The 21,721-nt window shown below is 70.0% G+C and carries 1 protein-coding gene (cut by both window edges); it reads left to right on the top strand.

The whole window is internal to a non-ribosomal peptide synthase/polyketide synthase gene (locus ACFXKN_RS13040) on the top strand: the coding sequence, 44,571 nt in all, runs 10,306 nt past the left edge and 12,544 nt past the right edge, and what appears here is coding positions 10,307-32,027 — codons 3,436 (partial) to 10,676 (partial); the first complete codon in view begins at window position 3. Both the start codon and the stop codon lie outside the window.

Below are 21,721 nucleotides of genomic sequence, written 5' to 3'. Positions count from 1 at the left end.
ACCAGGCGGGCACGCACCGATTCGAAGTGCCGGGCGAGCTCGTCGAGGCATTGAACCGGGTCGCCCATGAGCACAGCACCACCCTGTTCATGGTGGTGCACAGCGCTTTCGCCGTGTTGCTGTCGCGCCTGTCGGGCACCTCCGACATCGCCATCGGCACCCCGGTCGCGGGCCGTGGTCAGCAGGCACTCGACGATCTGGTCGGCATGTTCGTCAACACCCTGGTGTTGCGCGCCCAGGTCGACCCCGGCGCGACCTTCACCGAGCTGCTCGGTCAGGTCCGCGAACACGACCTGGCCGCCTTCGCGCACGCCGACGTGCCGTTCGAGCGCCTCGTCGAGGTGCTCAACCCGGCGCGTTCGCAGTCGCGGCACCCGCTGTTCCAGGTGATGCTCTCGTTCCAGAACCTGGGCCGCACCACCCTGGAACTGCCCGGCCTCACGGTCTCCGAGCTGGGCATCGACCAGCACATGGCCAAGTTCGATCTGCAGCTCGCGCTCAGCGAGGTCCCGGCCGACGACGACAGCCATATGGATGCCGAACTCGTCTACGCGACAGACCTTTTCGACGCGGGATTCGCCGCGACCTTCGGCGCCCGCCTGTTGCGCGTGCTCACCGCCGTCGTGGTCGACCCCTCGGCCCCCGTCGGTGACATCGAACTGCTCGACTCCGCCGAGCGTGCCTTGGTGCTCGATCGCTGGAACGACACCGAATTCGCCGTCGACGCCGCGCTGAGCACGCCGAGCGACGACGATCCGGCCACCCTCCACGCCCTGTTCGAGGCCCAGGTCGCGCGGACCCCCGACGCGACCGCGCTCACGTTCGAGGGGACGAGTCTGGCCCACCCGTCGCCCGACCACCACCCCTCATCGAGTCACTCCGTGACGCTCACCTATTCCGAGTTCGCGGGCCGGGTCCGACAGCTGGCACGTTGGCTCAAGGACGCCGGTGTGGGCCCGGAATCGTATGTGGCCCTTGGTATGCGGCGTTCGATCGACCTGCTGGTCGGCATGTACGCCGTATCCGCCGCCGGTGGCGCGTACGTGCCCCTCGACCCCGATCACCCGGCCGAGCGCATCGAGCACATCCTCGAGACCGCGCAACCGGTCTGCGTGCTGACCTCCGGCGAGAGCCTGCCCGCCGCCGCCGGTCGCGAGGTCCGCATCGACCAGCTCGATCTGTCCGGCCACTCCACCGCGCCGGTCACCGATGCCGATCGGCATCGCCCGCTGCGCTCGGACAACACCGCCTACGTCATCTTCACCTCCGGCTCGACCGGGCGCCCCAAGGGTGTCGCGGTCAGCCACGCGGCGATCGTCAACCGCCTGGTGTGGATGCACGCCGCCTACGGCCTCGCCGCCGACGATGTGGTGCTGCAGAAGACCCCCGCCACCTTCGACGTGTCGGTGTGGGAGTTCTTCTGGCCCTTGCAGGTCGGCGCGCGCCTGGTCGTCGCCAAGCCGGACGGGCATCGCGACCCGGCCTACCTGGCCCGCCTGATCGTGGCCGAGCAGGTCACCACCGTGCACTTCGTGCCGTCGATGATGGCCGTGTTCGTCACCGAACCGCTTGCCGCCGAATGTGTCTCGCTGCGCAATGTGTTCGCCTCCGGTGAGGGCCTGCCCGCGCCGACCGCGCAGCGTCTGCGCGAATTGACCGGCGCCGCACTGCACAACCTCTACGGACCCACCGAAGCCGCGGTCGACGTGACCTATCACGAGGTCACCGACGCCGACACCGAGACGGTGCCGATCGGCGCGCCGGTGTTCAATACCCGCCTGTACGTGCTCGATTCGCGGCTGCGCCCCGTTCCGGTTGGTGTCGCGGGTGAGCTCTACCTCGCGGGCGTGCAGCTGGCCCACGGTTACGTCGGTCGCGCCGACCTGACGATGGACCGCTTCGTCGCCGACCCGTTCGCGCCCGGCGAGCGCATGTACCGCACCGGTGACCTCGTCACCTGGACGGCGGACGGCGAGCTGGAATACCTGGGCCGCACCGACTTCCAGGTGAAGCTGCGTGGTCTGCGCATCGAACTCGGCGAGATCGAGTCGGCGCTCACCGCACTGCCGGAGATCGCCCAGTCGGTGGTCGTGGTTCGCGCCGATGAGCACACCGGCGATCAGCTGGTCGCCTACGTCATTCCGCAAGCCGGCGTCACCATCGACACCGACGCGGTCAAGGACGCGCTCGGCACCGCGCTGCCCGTCTACATGGTCCCTGCCGCGTATGTGGTGCTGAACGCGTTCCCGCTCAACGCCTCCGGCAAGCTCGACCGCAAGGCGCTGCCCGCACCGGTCTTCGCCGCGCGCACCTTCCAGGCTCCGGTCACCCCGGTGCAGCAGATCGTCGCCGCGACCTTCGCCGAGGTACTCGGTGCCGGTCAGGTCGGCCTCGACGACGACTTCTTCGAACTCGGTGGCAACTCGCTGGTCGCCACCAGGGTCGCGGCGCGGCTGTCCGAGGCGCTCGACACCCAGGTGCCGCTGCGCGCGCTGTTCGAGGCCTCGACCGTGGCCGCGCTGGCGGCTCGCGTGGAAACGCACACCGGTCGTGGTGGACGCATCCCGCTCGCCCCGCGCCCGCGCCCCGAACTGGTGCCGCTGTCGCAGGCCCAGCAGCGGATGTGGTTCCTCAACCGCTTCGACAACCGCACCGCGGTCAACAACATCCCCGTCGCGATCCGCCTCACCGGTGACCTCGATGTCGCCGCGCTCGAAGCGGCCATCGCCGATGTGGTGGCCCGGCACGAGTCGCTGCGCACCTTCTACCCGGCATCCGGCATCGCCGCCGGCGCGGTGGACGAAGGCGCCGGCTACCAGCAGGTCCTGCCCGCCGACGAGGTCCGCTTCGCGCTGCCAGCCCAGCCGGTCGCCGCGAGCGACGTGGTCGCGCGCGTGATCGAGCTGGCGAGCGTGCACTTCGACGTCACCCGCGAAGTCCCGTTCCGCGCGAGCCTGCTGCGCGTCGACGACCGTAGCCACGTGGCCGTGCTGGTCATGCACCACATCAGCGGTGACGGCTTCTCGCTGCGTCCGCTGCTGCGCGATGTCGTCATCGCCTACACCGAACGCACCCGCGGTGAGATCCCCGCCTGGGCGCCGCTGGAAGTCCAGTACGCCGACTACACCCTGTGGCAGCGTGAGGTCCTCGGCGAGGAGTCCGATCCCGAGTCGGTCGCCGCGAGCCAGCTCACCTACTGGACCGAGCAACTGCGCGACCTGCCGGATCAGCTCGAACTGCCCGCCGACCGGCCGCGCCCCGAGGTTGCCACCAATGCCGGTGACCTGCACCGTTTCTCGGTCGACGCGCACCTGCACCACGCGCTGACCGAGATCGCCCGCGCCCGTGGCGTCACCCTGTTCATGGTGATGCACGCGGCACTGGCCACCTGGGCCGCGCGCCTGTCCAACAGCACCGACATCGCCATCGGCACCCCCATCGCCGGTCGTGGCGAGCGCACGCTCGACGACCTGGTCGGCATGTTCGTCAACACCCTGGTGCTGCGCAGCGAGGTCGACTCCAGCGCGAGCTTCAGCGACCTCCTGGATCAGATCCGCAAGGTCGACCTGTCCGCGTTCGCCAACGCCGATGTGCCCTTCGAGCGCCTCGTCGACGTGCTCAGCCCCACCCGTTCGCAGGCGCACCACCCGCTGTTCCAGGTGGCGCTCACCTTCGAAGCGGCCACCGCCGCCGACACCGGCACCATCGCACTGCCCGGCCTCGACCTGTCCGTCGTCGACTTCGACCCGGGCACAGCGAAATTCGATGTGCAGCTGACCGTGGGCGAAGCAGCCGACGGCTCCCTGGCGCTGTCGTGGAACTATTCCACCGATCTGTTCGACATCGAGACGGTCGCCGCATTCGGTGACCGCCTGGTACGCATCCTGCGCAGCGTCGCCGAGAACCCCGACGTGATCGTCGGCGATATCGACCTGCTCGGCGAGGCCGAACAGCGCGATGTCGCCCAGCGCTGGGTGTCCTCCGGTGTCGACGCCATCGGTCTGCCGGTCATCCACGACGCCAGCACCCCCGCCGGCTACCGGCGCGGCCTGTTCGGCAACAAGCACACGACCCTGGTCGACCTGTTCGACGCCGCGGCCGCCGCCTATCCGGACCGCATCGCCGCCAAGTTCGGTGTCGAGTCGCTGACCTACGCCGAACTCGATCGCCGCGCGAATGTGCTGGCGCGCAGGTTGATCGACGACGGCGCGGGCCCGGAATCGCTGGTCGCGGTGATCCTGCCGCGCTCGCTGGATCTCGTCGTCGCGCTGCTCGCCGTGGTCAAGACCGGTGCGGGCTACGTGCCGGTCGACCCGACGTACCCGGCCGAGCGCATCGCCTACGTGCTCGAGGACTCGCGCCCCACCAGCGTCGTCCTCGATTCCACCGTCCAGGTGAGCGTGCCCGAGCACCTGCCCTCGGTGGTGCTCGACGGATTCGCCGTGGAAACCGGCAATATCGAAGACGCCGACGACGCGCCGATCACCGACGCCGACCGGATCGCCCCGCTCTCGCCGGACAATGTCGCCTACGTCATCTACACCTCCGGCTCGACCGGCCGCCCCAAGGGTGTCGCGGTCGCGCACCGCAATGTGGTGCGCCTGTTCGCCAACACCGACCGCGACTTCGGCTTCGGCCCGCGCGATGTGTGGACGCTGTTCCACTCCTACGCGTTCGACTTCTCGGTGTGGGAACTGTGGGGCCCGCTGCTGTTCGGTGGCTCGCTGATCGTCGTCGACTACTACACCTCCCGTTCGCCCGAACAGTTCCTGGAACTGCTGCGCGTCGAACAGGTGACAGTGCTCAACCAGACGCCGTCGGCCTTCTACCAACTGGCCGAGGCCGACCGCAACGCCGGACCCGGTCTGGAACCACTCGCGCTGCGCTACGTCGTGTTCGGTGGCGAGGCGCTCGAGCTACGTCGTCTCTCGGATTGGGTCGCGCGCCACGGTGACAGCTCGCCGACGCTGGTGAACATGTACGGCATCACCGAGACCACGGTGCACGTGTCGTTCCGTGCGCTGGACGCGAAAACCATTGCCGCCGCTGCCGGTTCGGTGGTCGGCCGGGCCATCGCGGGTCTGGGCGTGTACGTCCTGGACAACCGGTTGCGTCCGGTGCCGGTGGGTGTCGCGGGCGAAATGTATGTCGCCGGACCGCAGTTGGCGCGCGGCTACCTCGGCCGCCCCGACCTCACCGCCACCCGTTTCGTCGCCAACCCGCTCGCGGGCCCGAACCAGGGCGGCTCGCGCCTGTACCGCTCCGGCGACCTCGCGCGCTGGAACCGCTTCGGTGAGCTCGAATACCTGGGCCGTGCCGACGATCAGGTGAAGGTTCGTGGCTTCCGTATCGAACTCGGTGAGATCGAAGCCGCCGTGCTCGCGCAGCCGGGTATCGCCCAGGCCGCGGTCATCGTGCGTGAGGATCAGCCGGGTGACCAGCGGATCGTCGCCTACGTGGTCGCCGAGGGCGACCACGAACCCGATCTGGAGACCATCCGCAGCGGTGCGGCCGAACAGTTGCCCGCCTACATGGTTCCCGCGGCGCTCGTGCGCCTCGAGTGGATCCCGCTGACCGTCAACGGCAAGCTGGATCGCCGCGCGCTGCCCGCACCCGCGGTGCAGGCACGGGCCTTCCGCGCACCCGTCACACCGGTGCAGGAAACCGTGGCCGCGGTCTTCGCCGATGTGCTCGGCCTCGACCGGGTCGGTGTCGACGACGACTTCTTCGACCTCGGCGGCAACTCGCTCATCGCCACCCGCGTCGTGGCCCGCATCGGTGCGGCGCTCGGCGCCACGGTGCCGGTGCGCGCGCTGTTCGAAGCCTCCACCGTGGAAGCCCTCGCGGCACGGGTGGAATCGCACACCGGCGGCACCGCCCGCGCGGCGCTGGTCGCCCGTGAGCGCGCCGACGGTGAACTGGTTCCGCTGTCGTTCGCACAGCAGCGCATGTGGTTCCTCAACAAGTACGACACCACTTCGGCCGCCTACAACCTGCCCGTCGCGATCCGCCTCACCGGTGAACTCGACACCGAGGCACTGTCTTTGGCGCTGGCCGACCTGGTCCGCAGGCATGAGTCGCTGCGCACTCGGTACCCCGAGCACGGCGGCACCCCGGTGCAGCAGATTGTTGCGGCGGAACGTATTTCGCTGGATCTGCGCCCGGTCGCCATCGATCGGGACGAGCTGTTCGAGACCGTCACCGAGTTCGTCTCCACCGGTTTCGATGTGGCCGAACAGGTTCCGATGCGCGCGCGTCTGTTCCGCGTCGCCGCCATCGACGACCGCACCGGCGTGACCCGCTCAGTCGGTGAGTCCGAGCCTGCCGGTAGCGCCGCTGCCACCGAGCACACCGCTGCCTCGGAGTCTGCCGGTCGTGCTGCGGCCGCCGAGCACGTCTTGGTCGTGGTCGTGCACCACATCGCCGCCGACGGCTTTTCCATTGCACCGCTGACCCGCGATGTGATGCGCGCCTACACGGCCCGCGCCCAGGGCACCGCGCCAGGCTGGGCACCACTGCCCGTGCAGTACGCCGATTTCGCGATCTGGCAGCGCGCCGTGCTCGGCACCGAGGACGACACCGAGTCGCTGATGTCGCGCCAGGTCGGCTACTGGCAGTCCCAGCTCGCCGGCGTCCCCGACGAGCTGACCCTGCCGTTCGACCGGCCGCGTCCGGCGATCGCCTCGCTGCGCGGCGCCTCCGTGCACCGCGAGCTCTCGCCCGAACTCGTCGCCAAGCTCGACGAGGTGGCCCGTCGCCAGGGTGCGTCGCTGTTCATGGTCATGCACACCGCGCTGGCGGTGCTGCTGGCTCGCCTTTCCGGCTCCGACGACGTCGCGATCGGCACCCCGATCGCGGGCCGTGGTGAGCAGGCGCTCGACGACCTGGTCGGCATGTTCGTCAACACCCTCGTGCTGCGCACCGGCGTGCGTCCCGCCGAGTCGTTCACCGATCTGCTCGAGCAGGCCCGCAAGACCGACCTCGACGCCTACGGCAACGCGGATGTGCCGTTCGAACGCCTGGTGGAACTCCTGGCGCCCGAGCGCTCGCAGTCGCGCAACCCGCTGTTCCAGGTGATGCTGGCCTTCCAGAACCTGGATCGCACCACCCTCGAACTGCCCGGCCTGGCTGTCTCCGCGCTCGACCTCGACGAGAGCGTCGCCCGCTTCGACCTGCAGTTCACCCTCTCCGAGCTGGGCGAACCCGGCCACGGCGGGATGGCGCTGGCACTGAACTACGCCACCGAACTGTTCGATGAGGACACCGTCGCCACTATCGCGACCCGCTGGGAACGAGTGCTCGAAGCTGTGGCCGCCGATGCGTCGGTGACCGTGAGCGCGATCGATGTGCTCGATGGCGCCGAGCGGGCCGACCTGGTGTTCCGGGTCGGTGAACCGCCGGTGCCCGCGCGCACCCTGCGCACCCTCCTGGCCGAGGCTGTCGCCCAGAACCCGACCGGCCCGGCCGTGGTGTTCCAGGGCGCGAGCGTTTCGTATGCCGAGCTCGATGAACGCTCGAACCGACTGGCGCGCTTGCTGATCGCCGAGGGTATCGGCGCCGAAGACCTCGTCGCGATCGGCGTCCCCCGCTCGGCCGACTCGGTGCTGGCCGCGTGGGCAGTTGCCAAGACCGGTGCCGCCTTCGTCCCGGTCGACCCGACTTACCCTGCCGACCGCATCGCCCACATGGTCACCGACTCCGGTTCGCCGCTGGGCATCACCGTCGCATCAGTACTGGGCGGACTGCCCGACATCGCGCCGCGTGCTGCGGCCGGTGTCGAATCCACGCCGCACGCGTCGGCTGGGGTGGGGGAGTCCGAGACGGGGCTCGACAGCTCGTCCGCGGATGCTCCCGCGGCCGGTTGGCTCGTGCTCGATGAGCTGGACCTCGCCCGCTTCGACGGCGGACCGATCGCCGACTCGGAACTGGTCCGCGAGACCAGCCCCGAGCAGCCCGCCTACGTCATCTACACCTCCGGCTCCACCGGCGTGCCCAAGGGCGTAGTCGTCACCCACGCCGGTCTGGCGAACTTCGGCGAGGAGCAGGCCAAGCGCTACGCCCTCGACACCGACACGCGCGCACTGCATTTCGCCTCACCCTCGTTCGATGCCTCGATCCTCGAACTGCTGCTGGCCCTGGCCCGTGGTGGCGCGCTGGTCGTGGTCCCGCCGGGTGTCTACGGCGGCGACGAGCTGTCCGAGCTGATCCGCACCGAGCGGGTCACCCACGCCTTCATCACCCCCGCCGCCCTGGCGACCTTCGACCCCAGCGGGCTCGACTCGCTGCGCGTGCTGGTCGCCGGTGGTGAAGCGGTGCCCGCCGACCTGGTGAGCAAGTGGGCAGTTCCGTTGGCATCCGGCACAACTCGTGCCTTCCACAACGGGTACGGCCCCACCGAGACCACGATCATGACCAACATCAGCGCCGCGCTGGTGCCGGGCGAGCTGGTCACCATCGGTGGCCCGACCCGCGGCATGCGTTCGCTGATCCTGGACGCCCAGCTCCAGCCCGTTCCGGTGGGTGTCGCGGGTGAGCTGTACCTGTCGGGCATTCAGCTGGCTCGCGGCTACCACGCCCGCGCCGGGCTCACCGCCGACCGGTTCGTCGCCGACCCGTTCGTCCCAGGGGAGCGGATGTACCGCACCGGTGACGTCGTGCGCTGGACCGCTGATCGCACGGTCGAGTACGTCGGTCGTTCCGACTTCCAGGTCAAGATCCGTGGCTTCCGTATCGAACTGGGCGAGATCGACTCCGCGCTCGCCTCGCACGAGACCGTCGACTTCGCGACTACCGTCGGCCACAAGAGCACCGCGGGCGCTGTCTCGCTGGTCGCGTATGTGGTTGCCGTACCGGGTCATTCGATCGATGTCGCCGCGCTGACCGCGCACGTCGAGGAGCGCCTGCCCGCCTACATGGTGCCGTCGTCGATCATGGTGATCGACCACGTGCCGCTGACCCCGGTCGGCAAGCTCGACCGAAAAGCGTTGCCGGAGCCGGTCTTCGCCACCGAGGTCACCTTCCGGGCCGCGCGCAACCCGATCGAGCAGACCATCGCCGAGGTCTTCGCCGAGGTCCTCGGTGTGGAGCGCGTCGGCGTGGACGATTCGTTCTTCGCCCTCGGCGGCGACTCGATCGTCTCCATCCAGCTCGTCTCCCGCGCCAAGGCTCGCGGCGTGCTGTTCTCGCCGCGCAATGTCTTCGAACAGCGGACCGTCGCCGGGTTGGCCTCGGTCGCCGAAACCGCCGATGTGGCAGCGGCTTCCGCGATCACCCTGGCCGAGCTGCCGGGCGGTGGCGTCGGCGAGATGCCGCTGACCCCGGTCGTGCGGTTCATGGCGGAGCGGCCCGGTTCGTTCCACCGGTTCAACCAGACCATGGCGCTCGAGCTGCCGGTCGGCATCGACCGCGCGGGCATCGCCGCCACCGTCGGCGCGGTCATCGACCGCCACGACATGCTGCGCTCGCGTCTGCACCAGGTCGACGGCCGCTGGATCGTCACCACAGCCCCCACGGGCACCGTCGAGGCCACCGCGCTCATCGACCACACCAGCTTCGACCCCGCCGTCTCCGACGCCGAGCTCGTCGACATCGCTTCGGCCGCACTGGATGCGAGCCTGGATCGACTCGACCCGGCTAACGGTGTCGTCGTGCGTTTCGTCTGGCTGGAGCCGGACGCGAACGCCGCCGTCGGCGGCACTGCCAAGGCGGGCACAGCTGAGGCGGGCACAGCTGAGGCGGGCAACGGTGTAGGTGCCGACGCCGCCACCGGCGATGCCATCGTGGCGGGCACCGCTGTCGCCGCCGGTGCGTCGAACGCGCCTCGCGCAGGCCGCCTGATCGTCGTCGCCCACCACCTGGTCGTCGACGGTGTCTCGTGGCGCATCCTCGTCCCCGATTTCGTGGCCGCGTGGGGTCAGCTCTCCGCGGGTCAGCAGCCCGAACTCGTCGCTCCCGCCACCTCCATGCGGGCCTGGGCGCACGCGTTGGCCGACGAGGCGCGCACCACCGAACGCGCCGCCGAGCTCGACTTCTGGCGTGCGGTCGTCGCCACCCCGGACCCGCTGCTCACCACGCGGGCGATGGACCCCGCGGTCGACGTTTCCGGCGTGATCGAGAAGCTGCCGGTCGAGGTGTCCGCCGAGGTCACCAAGGCCCTGCTCACCACGGTCCCCGCCCTGTTCCACGGTGGCGTCAACGACGGCTTGCTCACCGCGCTGGCGCTGGCCGCCGCCAAGTGGCGCTCCACCCGCACCGGCCCCGGCGCACTCGGCAACGGCCGCCGCGCCGACTCGGACAACGACGCACTGCTCGTGCGGCTCGAAGGCCACGGTCGCGAGGAAGAGGTCGCGCCCGGCGCCGACCTGTCCCGCACCGTCGGCTGGTTCACCGCGATCTTCCCGGTCCGCCTCGACCTGGCAGGCATCGACATCGACGCCGCGCTCGCCGGTGGTCCGGCGCTGGGCCAGGCCGTGAAGGCGGTCAAGGAACAGCTGCTCTCGGTGCCCGACAAGGGCATCGGCTACGGCCTGCTGCGGTACATGAACGCCGAGACCGCCGCCGAACTGCCCACGCAGCTGCCCGGCCAGATCAGCTTCAACTACCTCGGCCGCGTCGCCGACAGCGATGTCCCCGACGCCCTGCGCGGCTTCGGCTGGATCCCCGCACCCGAGCTGGCCGCCCTCGGCGGCGCCTACGACGCCGACATGCCCGCGATGGCGCCCCTGGACGTCAACGCGATCGTCGTCGGCGACAAGCTCAGCGCCAATATCGGCTACCCGAGCACGCTGCTCGCCGAGGCCGAGGTGCGCGAATTCGCGGACCTGTGGATCACCGCACTGGAAGCCGTTGCCCGGCACGCCAATTCGGCCGACGCGGGCGGCCACACGCCGTCCGACTTCGCCCTCGTGCGCTCCACCCAGCGCGATATCGACACCTGGGAGAAGCGCTACCCCGAGCTGACCCAGGTGTGGCCGCTGGCCGCGCTGCAGGCAGGCCTGTTCTTCCATGCCCGCCTCGCCGCCACCTCGGTCGACGTCTACACCGCCCAGGCCGTCCTCACGCTCACCGGCCGCGTCGACGCCACCCGTCTGCGCGCCGCCGCCCAGGCGTTGCTCGACCGCCACGAGACCCTGCGCACCGCGTTCGTCACCGACCACGACGGCAATGCCGTGCAGGTCGTCCTCGACACCACCCGTGTGGCATGGACCGAACACGACCGCATCGAGACCGGCGAATACGCCGACCTCGTCGAGGCCGACCGCACCGCCCGCTTCGACCTGGCCAACCCGCCGCTGATCCGCTTCACGCTGATCCAGATCGCCGAACACGAATGGCGCTTCGTGGTGTCCAACCACCACATCCTCCTGGATGGCTGGTCGACGCCGCTGGTCATGCGTGACCTGCTCGCCCTCTACGCCCTGCACGGCGACGCGAGCGCGCTGCCCGCCGTCCGCTCCTACCGCCACTTCCTGGAATGGGTTGCCCGCCAGGATCACTCGGTCTCGGTCGAGGCCTGGGCCGATGCGCTGCGCGGCGTCACCGAGCCGACCATGCTGGCCCGCCCCGACGCGAGCCGCGAGATCGCCGCGCTGTCCGAGGAGTACCTGTTCGACCTCGACGAGCCAACCACGGCGCGGCTCGTGGCGCTGGCCGCCGACCTCGGCGTCACCCCGAACACTGTCCTGCAGGTGGCCTGGTCGATCGTGCTCGGCCGGATGACCGGCCGCGACGACGTGCTCTTCGGCACCACCGTCTCGGGCCGTCCCGCGCAGCTCTCCGGCGTGGAATCCATGGTCGGCCTGTTCATCAACACCGTCCCGGTGCGCGTGCGGTTCGGCGCCGCCGAATCGCTGCGCGACGTGCTCACCCGCACCCAGGGCGAGCAGGCCGACCTGCTCGACCACCACTACATCGGCCTCGCCGAGATCCAGTCCGCGGCAGGCATCGGTGGCCTGTTCGACTCCCTCGTGGTCTTCGAGTCCTACCCGGTCGACGCCGAGGGCATCAAGGCACAGGCCGCCGATATCGACGGGATGGCTGTCACCGGCCTCGACGCCGCCGATGCCACGCACTACCCGCTCTCGCTGATCGCCCAGCTCGACACCCAGCTGCGCATCCGCGCCGGCTACCTGAGCGCGTTGTTCGACGCGGCCACCGTGCACCGCATCGCCGAGCGCCTGATCCGGGTGCTCACCGCGATCACCACGGAACCGACTGTGGCAGTGGGCGATATCGAACTGCTCGATACCGCCGAACGTGAACTCGTCGTCCGTGAGTGGAACGCCACCGCGCACGAGGTCGACGAGCGCGCCACCCTCGTCTCGATGTTCGAGGCCCAGCTGGCACGGACCCCGCAGGCCACGGCGCTGTCCTTCGAGGGCACGAGTCTTTCGTATGCCGAGTTCGCCCAGCGGGTCTACCGCCTGTCGCGCTGGCTGATCGACCGTGGCGTCGGCCCGGAAACCTATGTGGCACTTGGCATGCGCCGCTCGATCGACCTGGTCGTCGGCATGTACGCGGTGAGCGTGGCCGGTGGCGCCTATGTGCCCCTCGACCCCGATCATCCGGCCGAGCGCACGGAATACATTCTGGCGACGGCGGATCCGGTCTGTGTGCTCACCTCGGGCACCGATCTGGAGATCGACACCGCCCAGGTCCGCATCGACCTGCTCGACCTGGACGGCTACGCCGACACCCGCGTCACCGATGCCCAGCGGATCGTCGGGCTGCGTCCGGAGAACACCGCGTATGTGATCTTCACGTCGGGTTCGACGGGCCGTCCGAAGGGTGTGGCGGTCAGCCACGGTGCGATCGTCAACCGCCTCGTGTGGATGCGGGCCGCGTACGGCCTGACCGAAGCCGACGTAGTGCTACAGAAGACGCCCGCCACGTTCGACGTGTCGGTATGGGAGTTCTTCTGGCCCTTGCAGATCGGCGCGAAGCTGGTTGTCGCCAAGCCCGACGGCCATCGCGATCCGGCCTACCTCGCGGAGATCATTCGCCTCGAGGGTGTCACCGTCACGCACTTCGTGCCGTCGATGCTCGCGGTGTTCGTCGCCGATGCCGCGGCCGCGCGCTGCGAATCGCTGCGGATGGTGTTCGCCTCCGGTGAAGCGCTGCCGCCCAAGCCCGCGCACCGTTTGCGTGAGCTGACCGGCGCCGCGCTGCACAACCTGTACGGCCCCACCGAGGCCGCGGTCGACGTCACCTTCCACGAGGTCGTCGACACCGATGTGGACACGGTCCCGATCGGCGCCCCGGTCTTCAACACCCAGGTCTACGTCCTCGACGCGCGCCTGCGCCCCGTCCCGGTCGGCGTCGCGGGTGAGCTCTATCTCGCGGGTACCCAGCTGGCACGCGGCTACGTCGCCCGCCCCGACCTGACCGCCGACCGCTTCGTCGCCGACCCGTTCGGTGACGGCGGCGAGCGCATGTACCGCACCGGTGACCTCGTCGCCTGGACCGAACAGGGCGAGCTGGAATACCTGGGCCGCACCGACTTCCAGGTGAAGCTGCGCGGTCTGCGCATCGAGCTCGGCGAGATCGAGTCCGCGCTGACCGGCCTCGACGAGGTGGCCCAGTCCGTGGTCGTCGTTCGCGGCGATCAGCACACCGGCGACCAGTTGGTTGCCTACGTCATCCCGGCGACCGGCCGCACCGTCGACATCGAGGACACCCGCGAGGAACTGGGCAACAACCTGCCCGCCTACATGGTGCCCGCGGTGATCATCGTCCTCGACGAGTTCCCGCTCAACGCCTCCGGCAAGCTCGACCGTAAGGCGCTGCCCGCGCCGGTGTTCGAGGCCGCGGTGTTCCGCGCCCCGACCACGCCGGTCGAGGAGATCATCGCCGCGACCTTCGCCGGTGTGCTCGGCCTGGACCGGGTCGGCCTCGACGACGACTTCTTCGCCCTCGGTGGCAACTCGCTGACCGCCACCCAGGTCGCCGCCCGCCTGTCGGCCGCGCTGGACACCGATATCGGTGTGCGCGAGCTGTTCGAGGCCTCCACCGTCGCCGGGCTGGCCGCCCGCGCCGAGACGCACTCCGGTGCCGAACGCCGCGCGCCGCTGGTGCCGCAGCAGCGCCCCGAGCGGGTGCCGCTGTCGCTGGCCCAGCAGCGCATGTGGTTCCTCAACCGCTTCGACCCCGAGTCCGCGGTGGACAACATCCCCGCCGCCGTCCGGCTGTCGGGCCTGCTCGACCGCCAGGCGTTGCAGGTGGCCGTGGCCGACGTGCTCGCCCGCCACGAATCCCTGCGCAGCTACTACCCAGAGGTGGCCGGCGCCGGTTACCAGGTGATCGTCCCGACCGGCAAGGTCATCCCCGACCTGGCGCCGATCGAGGCCACCGCCGCCGAACTGCCGCAACGGCTTTCGGAGCTGGTGCGCACCGCGTTCGATGTCACCGCCGAGGTGCCGTTCAGCGCCGCGCTGTTCGAGGTGAGCCCCACCGAACATGTGCTCGCCCTTGTCGTGCACCACATCTCGGCCGACGGCTTCTCGATGGGCCCGCTCACCCGCGACGTGATGACCGCCTACAGCGCCCGCGTGGAAGGTGCCGAACCGGCCTGGCGTCCGCTGGAAGTCCAGTACGCCGACTTCGCGCTGTGGCAGCGCGGCGTGCTCGGTGACGAGGACGACGCGAAATCGGTGATCGCCCAGCAGATCTCGTTCTGGGGTGCGAACCTGCGCGGCCTGCCCGAGCAGCTCGACCTGCCCGCCGACCGGCCGCGCCCCGCGGTCGCCAGCGGACGCGGCGCCACCCACACCTTCGAGATCGACGCGAAAACCCATGCGGCCCTGGCCGATCTGGCCCGTACCCGTGGCGCGACGCTGTTCATGGTCGCGCACGCGTCGCTCGCGCTGCTGCTCTCGCGCCTGTCCGGCGAGCACGACATCGCCATCGGCACCCCCATCGCGGGCCGTGGTGAGCGTGCCCTCGACGACCTGATCGGCATGTTCGTCAACACCCTGGTGCTGCGCACCGAGGTCGACAGCGACGCGAGCTTCACCGACCTGCTCGGTAAGGTCCGCGCGAGCGATATCGCCGCCTTCGGCCACGCCGACCTGCCGTTCGAACGCCTCGTCGAAATCATCAACCCCACCCGCTCACAGGCGCGTCACCCGCTGTTCCAGGTCATGCTGGCCTTCCAGAACACCGGCCAGACCAGCCTGGAACTGCCCGGCCTCACCGTCAGCGGCGTCGACCTGCCGATCGACGTGGCCAAGTTCGACCTGCAGGTGGTGCTGACCGAGAAGCCGGGCGATGTATCCGGCATCGTCGCCGAACTGATCTACGCCACCGACCTGTTCGACGCGGCCACCATGGACCGCTTCGGTGCCCGCTTCGCCCGCCTGCTGGCCGAGATCGCGGCGGCCCCGAACCGCGCTGTCGGCGATATCGCCCTGCTCGATGCCGCCGAAACCGCACTGGCCGTGCGTGGCTGGAACGACACCGCCCATGAGCTGCCCGGCGCGGGCACCCTGGTGGACGAGTTCGCCCGCCAGGCGCTGGCCACCCCGGACACGGTCGCGATAGTCGACCCCGCCACCGGCGAGACCCTGACCTACGCCGAATTCGCCGCTCGCGTGCACCGTTTGGCGCATCGCCTGATCGAAGCAGGCGTCGGCCCGGAATCCCTCGTCGCGCTCGGCCTGCGCCGCAGCATCGACCTGGTCGTCGCCGCCTACGCGGTGCAGGAAGCGGGCGGTGGCTACGTGCCGCTGGACCTGGACCAGCCCGCCGACCGCATCGCGTACGTGCTGGAGACGGCCGCCCCGGTCGCCGTCCTCACCACTACCCGCGACGGGTTCGGACTCGATGACGGCGCGGCCGATGCTGCCGCGACCGGCTCGGCTGTCCGCGGCGAGGTGGCCGGTGACCCGATTACGCTGGTTATCGACGCGATCGACCTCTCGGCGTACCCGCAGACTCCGGTCAGCGATGCCGAGCGGATAGTTCCGTTGCTCCCGCAGCACCCGGCGTATGTCATCTTCACCTCCGGCTCGACCGGCCGCCCGAAGGGTGTGGCCGTGCCGCACTCGGCCGTGGTGAACCAGATCCGCTGGATCACCGGCGAATACGGCATCGACGCCGAGGACGTGGTGCTGTTCAAGACACCCGCCACCTTCGACGTGTCGGTCTGGGAACTGTTCGGCCCGCTGAGCACCGGCGGCCGGATCGTCGTGGCGAGCCCCGACGGGCACCGCGATCCGCAGTACCTCGCGGATGTTATTGCCGCGCAACGAGTCACGATGACCTCGTTCGTGCCATCGATGCTCACCGTTTTCGCGGGCAGCATCGATGCCGCCGCCGTTGCGGGCGGAGCTCTGTCCTCACTGCGCGCCCTGCTGATCGCCGGTGAGGCGTTCACCGCCGACGCGGTAGTCGCACTCCGCACGGTGAGCGACGCGGCCCTGTTCAACCTGTACGGCCCCACCGAGTTCACCGTCCACGCGACGCACGGACCGGTCGCCGACCAGGTCGACGGTGCCGTCCCGATCGGTTCGCCGGTCTGGAACTCGCAGGCCTACGTGCTGGATTCGCGACTGCACCCGGTCGCCGCCGGTGTCGCCGGTGAGCTGTACCTGGCCGGTGCCCAGCTGGCCCGCGGCTACTTCGGCCGCCCGGACCTCACCGCCGACCGCTTCGTCGCCGACCCGTTCGGGGCTGTATCCGATGGCGGGGCCGCCGAGGGCCCTGCGTGGTCACGCTCCGCTACCGCCTCCGGGCCCGCCGGCAGCCCCGCAGGCGGCGAGCGCATGTACCGCACCGGCGACCTCGTCCGCCGCGACGAGAACGGCGTCATCACCTATCTCGGCCGCACCGACTTCCAGGTCAAGCTGCGTGGTCTGCGCATCGAGCTCGGCGAGATCGAAGCCGCGCTCACCGCGCAGAACACCGTCACGCAGGCCGTTGTGGTCGTGCGTTCGGATGCGCGCACCGGCGACCAGCTCGTCGGCTATGTCGTCCCCGCCGCGGGCGAGACTGTCGAAATCGATTCGCTGCGTGCGCATCTGGCCGCGCAGCTGCCGTCCTACATGGTTCCGGCCGCGTTCGTCGTGATCGACGAGATGCCGCTGAGCGCCAACGGCAAGCTCGACCGCAGGGCCCTGCCCGAGCCGGTGTTCGAGGCGCGCGAGTTCCGCGCGCCGCGCACGCCGATCGAGGAGATCGTCGCCGCCACCTTCGCCGAGGTGCTCGGCTTGTCCGGCGACCGCGCGGTCGGCCTCGACGACGACTTCTTCGACCTGGGCGGCAACTCGCTCATCGCCACCCAGGTGGTTGCCCGCCTCGGGGCCGCCCTCGACACCCGCGTCCCCGTGCGCGCGCTGTTCGAGGCGCCGTCGGTGGCCGCGCTGGCCGCCAAGGTCGAGGTCCACGCGGGCAGCGGCAGCCGTCGCGAGCTCGTGGCCGGTGCGCGCCCGGAGCAGATCCCGCTCTCGCTGGCCCAGCAGCGCATGTGGTTCCTGAACCGCTTCGACAGCGCGACCGGCGTCAACAACATCCCCCTCGCGGTCCGCCTCACCGGTGACCTCGACATCGACGCACTGCGCCAGGCCGTCGCCGACGTGGTCGACCGGCACGAGGTGCTGCGCACCGTCTACCCGGAGACCGCCGACGGCCAGGGCGTGCAGGTCGTGCTGCCCGCGGGGCAGATGCCGATCTCGCTGAACCCGGTCAGCGTCGGCGAGGACGAGGTCCGCGATCGCATCAGCGAACTCGTGCTCGCTGGGTTCGACGTGACCGCCGAGGTCCCGGTGCGCGCCGAACTGCTGCGCATCGCGGGCTCCATGGACGGCTCACACCCCGACACCCACGTGCTGGTCTTCGTCGTGCACCACATCTCCGGCGACGGCTGGTCGGTGCGCCCGCTGGCCCGCGACGTGATGATCGCCTACGCCGCCCGCTCGCGCGGCGAAGCGCCCGGCTGGGCGCCGCTGCCCGTGCAGTACGCCGACTTCGCCCTGTGGCAGCGCGAAACGCTCGGCGCCGAAACCGATTCGGCGTCGATGATCGCCCAGCAGGTGGCCTACTGGTCGCAGCACCTGGCCGGGCTGCCCGACCAGCTCGACCTGCCCGCCGATCGCGCCCGTCCCGCCGTCGCGTCCAATCGCGGTGGCGTGCACGAGTTCTCGATCGATCCCGCCCTGTCGGCCGGACTCAACGCGCTGGCCCGCGAACACGGCGCCAGCCTGTTCATGGTCGTGCACGCCGCGTTCGCCGCGCTGCTGGCCCGCCTGTCGGGCAGCGACGACATCGCCATCGGCACCGCCGTCGCCGGTCGTGGCGAAGCGGTGCTCGACGACGCCATCGGCATGTTCGTCAACACCCTGGTCCTGCGCAGCACCGTCGACCCGGCCCAGCCGTTCACCGAGCTGCTCGACCGGACCAGGGAGAACGACCTCGCCGCCTTCGGCCACGCCGACCTCCCATTCGAACGCCTCGTCGAGATCCTCAACCCGGCCCGTTCGCAGGCCCGCCACCCGCTGTTCCAGGTGATGCTGTCCTTCCAGAACACCGGTGAGGCCTCCTTCGAACTTCCCGGCCTCGAGGTCGCCGGCGTGCCACTGGACGTGGTCACCGCCAAGTTCGATCTGCACCTGAACCTGGCCGACCGCCACCGTGCCGACGGTTCCGCCGACGGCATGACGGCCGAATTCGCCTACGCCACCGATATGTTCGACGCCGACACCGTCGCCGCCCTCGCGCAGCGCCTGGTGCGGATGCTGACCGCGGTCGTGGCCAAGCCCGCCCGCGCGATCGGCGAGGTCGACCTGCTGGCCCCGGCCGAATACCGCCAGGTGGTCGCCGACTGGAACGCCACCGAGCACCCGGTCGACCAGGCCGCCACGCTGGTGTCGATGTTCTCTGAACAGGCCGCGACCAGCCCGCACGCGACGGCCCTCACTTTCGAGGGGACGAGTCTGTCCTACCGCGAGTTCGCCGCACAGGTGAACCGCCTGGCCCGCCACCTCATCGCCCAGGGCGTCGGGCCGGACACCATGGTCGCGCTCGGCATGCGCCGCTCGCTCGACCTGGTGATCGGCATGTACGCGGTGAGCGTGGCCGGTGGCGCCTACGTGCCGCTGGACCCCGACCACCCGGCCGAGCGCACCAACTACGTGCTCGAGACCGCGGCGCCGGTGTGCGTATTGACCACGGCCCGTGACGAATTCGACGCGGGTTCGGCCATGACGCTGAACATCGAGCGCTTGGATCTCTCGGGTTACTCGGACGCACCGGTCACCGACGCCGAGCGGATCCTCCCGCTGCGTCCGGAGAACACGGCGTATGTGATCTTCACGTCGGGTTCGACGGGCCGGCCGAAGGGCGTGGCGGTCAGCCATGGTGCGATCGTCAACCGTTTGGTGTGGATGCAGCAGGCCTACGGTCTGACCGAGGCCGATGTGGTGTTGCAGAAGACGCCTGCCACGTTCGACGTGTCGGTGTGGGAGTTCTTCTGGCCCTTGCAGATCGGTGCGCATCTGGTCGTCGCGAAGCCTGACGGTCACCGCGATCCGGCCTACCTCGCCGAGCTCATCGCCACCGAGGGTGTCACCACCGCGCACTTCGTGCCGTCGATGATGTCGGTGTTCGTCGCCGAACTGGCCGAAACCGCGGCCGTTGCCCTGGCCGACGGTCAGCCGGTGCCGAACAGCCTGCGTCTGGTGTTCGCCTCGGGTGAGGCGCTGCCCGCGCCGACCGCACAGCGGATGCGCGCCCTCACCGGCGCGGCCCTGCACAACCTGTACGGACCAACCGAAGCCGCGGTCGACGTCACCTTCCACGAGGTCGCCGATGCCGACACCACCTCGGTGCCGATCGGTGCCCCGGTGTTCAACACCCAGGTGTACGTGCTGGATTCGCGCCTGCACCCGGTGCCCGTCGGCGTTTCCGGCGAGCTGTACCTGGCCGGTGTCCAGCTGGCGCGCGGCTACGTCAACCGTGCCGACCTCACCGCTGACCGCTTTGTCGCCGACCCGTTCGGGACCGACGGCGAGCGCATGTACCGCACGGGTGACCTCGTTGCCTGGACGGCCGATGGCGAGCTGGAATACCTGGGCCGCACCGACTTCCAGGTGAAGCTGCGTGGTCTGCGCATCGAGCTCGGCGAGATCGAGTCCGCGCTCACCGCACTGCCCTCGATCGCCCAGTCCGTGGTCGTGGTCCGCTCCGACGAGCGCCTGGGCGACCAGCTGGTCGGCTATCTGATCCCGGCGGCAGGCGCGAGCATCGACCTCGACGCCGTGCGCACCGAACTCGGCGCTGCGCTGCCGACCTACATGGTGCCCACCGCTTTCGTGATCCTGGATGCCTTCCCGCTCAACGCTTCCGGCAAGCTCGATCGCAAGGCGCTGCCCGCGCCGGTGTTCGAGGCCAAGGTGTTCCGCGCGGCGTCCACCCCGATCGAAGAGATCGTGGCAGGCACCTTCGGCGACGTCCTCGGGGTGACCCGGGTCGGCGCCGACGACGACTTCTTCGAACTCGGCGGCAACTCACTGCTGGCCACCCAGGTCACCGCCCGCATCGGCGCGGCCCTCGACATCCAGCTCTCGGTCCGCGACCTGTTCGAAGCCTCGACCGTCTCCGCGCTCGCCACCCGTGCCGAGCACAACGCGGGCTCGGGCCGGACCCGTCCGCGCCTGACCGCGGGGGAGCGGCCCGCCGTCATCCCGCTCTCGCCCGCCCAGCAGCGGTACTGGTTCCTCAACCAGTTCGACACGTCCACCTCCGCGGTCGACAACATCCCCCTGGCCGTCCGCCTCACCGGTGAACTCGACGTGCCCGCGCTCGAACAGGCCATCGGCGATGTGTTCGCCCGCCACGAGATGCTGCGCACCACCTACCCGAGCTCGCCCGACGGCCCGCACCAGGTGATCCTGCCGGTCTCGCAGAGCCGCGCGGTGGTGCACCACATCGCGGTCACCGAGGCCGAATTGCTCGGCACCGTCATCGAATTCGCGATGACCACCTTCGACGTCACCGAAGAGGTGCCGCTCGAGGTCGCGCTGTTCGAGCTGAACGACACCGACCACGTGCTCGCGTTCACCGTGCACCACGTCTCCGCCGACGGTTCCTCGATGGGCCCGCTGGCCCGCGACATCATGGCCGCCTACGTGGCCCGCGTGCAGGGCGAGGCGCCGCAGTGGGCGCCGCTGCCCGTGCAGTACGCCGACTACGCGCTGTGGCAGCGCGAAGTCCTCGGCGACGAGACCGATCCGGAATCGCTCGCGGCCAAGCAGGTCGCCTACTGGAGCGAAGCTCTCGCCGGGCTGCCCGACCAGCTCGAACTGCCTGCCGACCGGCCGCGCCCGCCCGCGCAGTCGTTCCAGGGTCAGGCCATCCGCTTCGAGATCGACCCGACCCGCCACGCAGCCCTGCACGAGCTGGCAAGGGCGAACAACGCCTCGCTGTTCATGGTCGTGCACGCCGCGCTCGCGGTGCTGCTCGCTCGCCTGTCCGGCACCGACGACATCGCCGTCGGCACTCCGATCGCGGGCCGTGGCGAGCGTGAGCTCGACGACCTGATCGGCATGTTCGTCAACACCCTGGTGTTCCGCACCGCCGTCGACCCCGGCGCCTCCTTCGCCGAACTGCTCGCCGACGTGCGCAACCGGGACCTGGAAGCCTTCGCCAACGCCGACGTGCCGTTCGAGCGTCTCGTCGAGGTGCTCAACCCGGTCCGCTCCACCGCGCGCAACCCGCTGTTCCAGGTGGG

The organism is Nocardia sp. NPDC059195 (genome assembly GCF_042754695.1).
Lineage (GTDB): Bacteria > Actinomycetota > Actinomycetes > Mycobacteriales > Mycobacteriaceae > Nocardia.
This window is presented reverse-complemented; position numbering and strand designations above follow the sequence as displayed.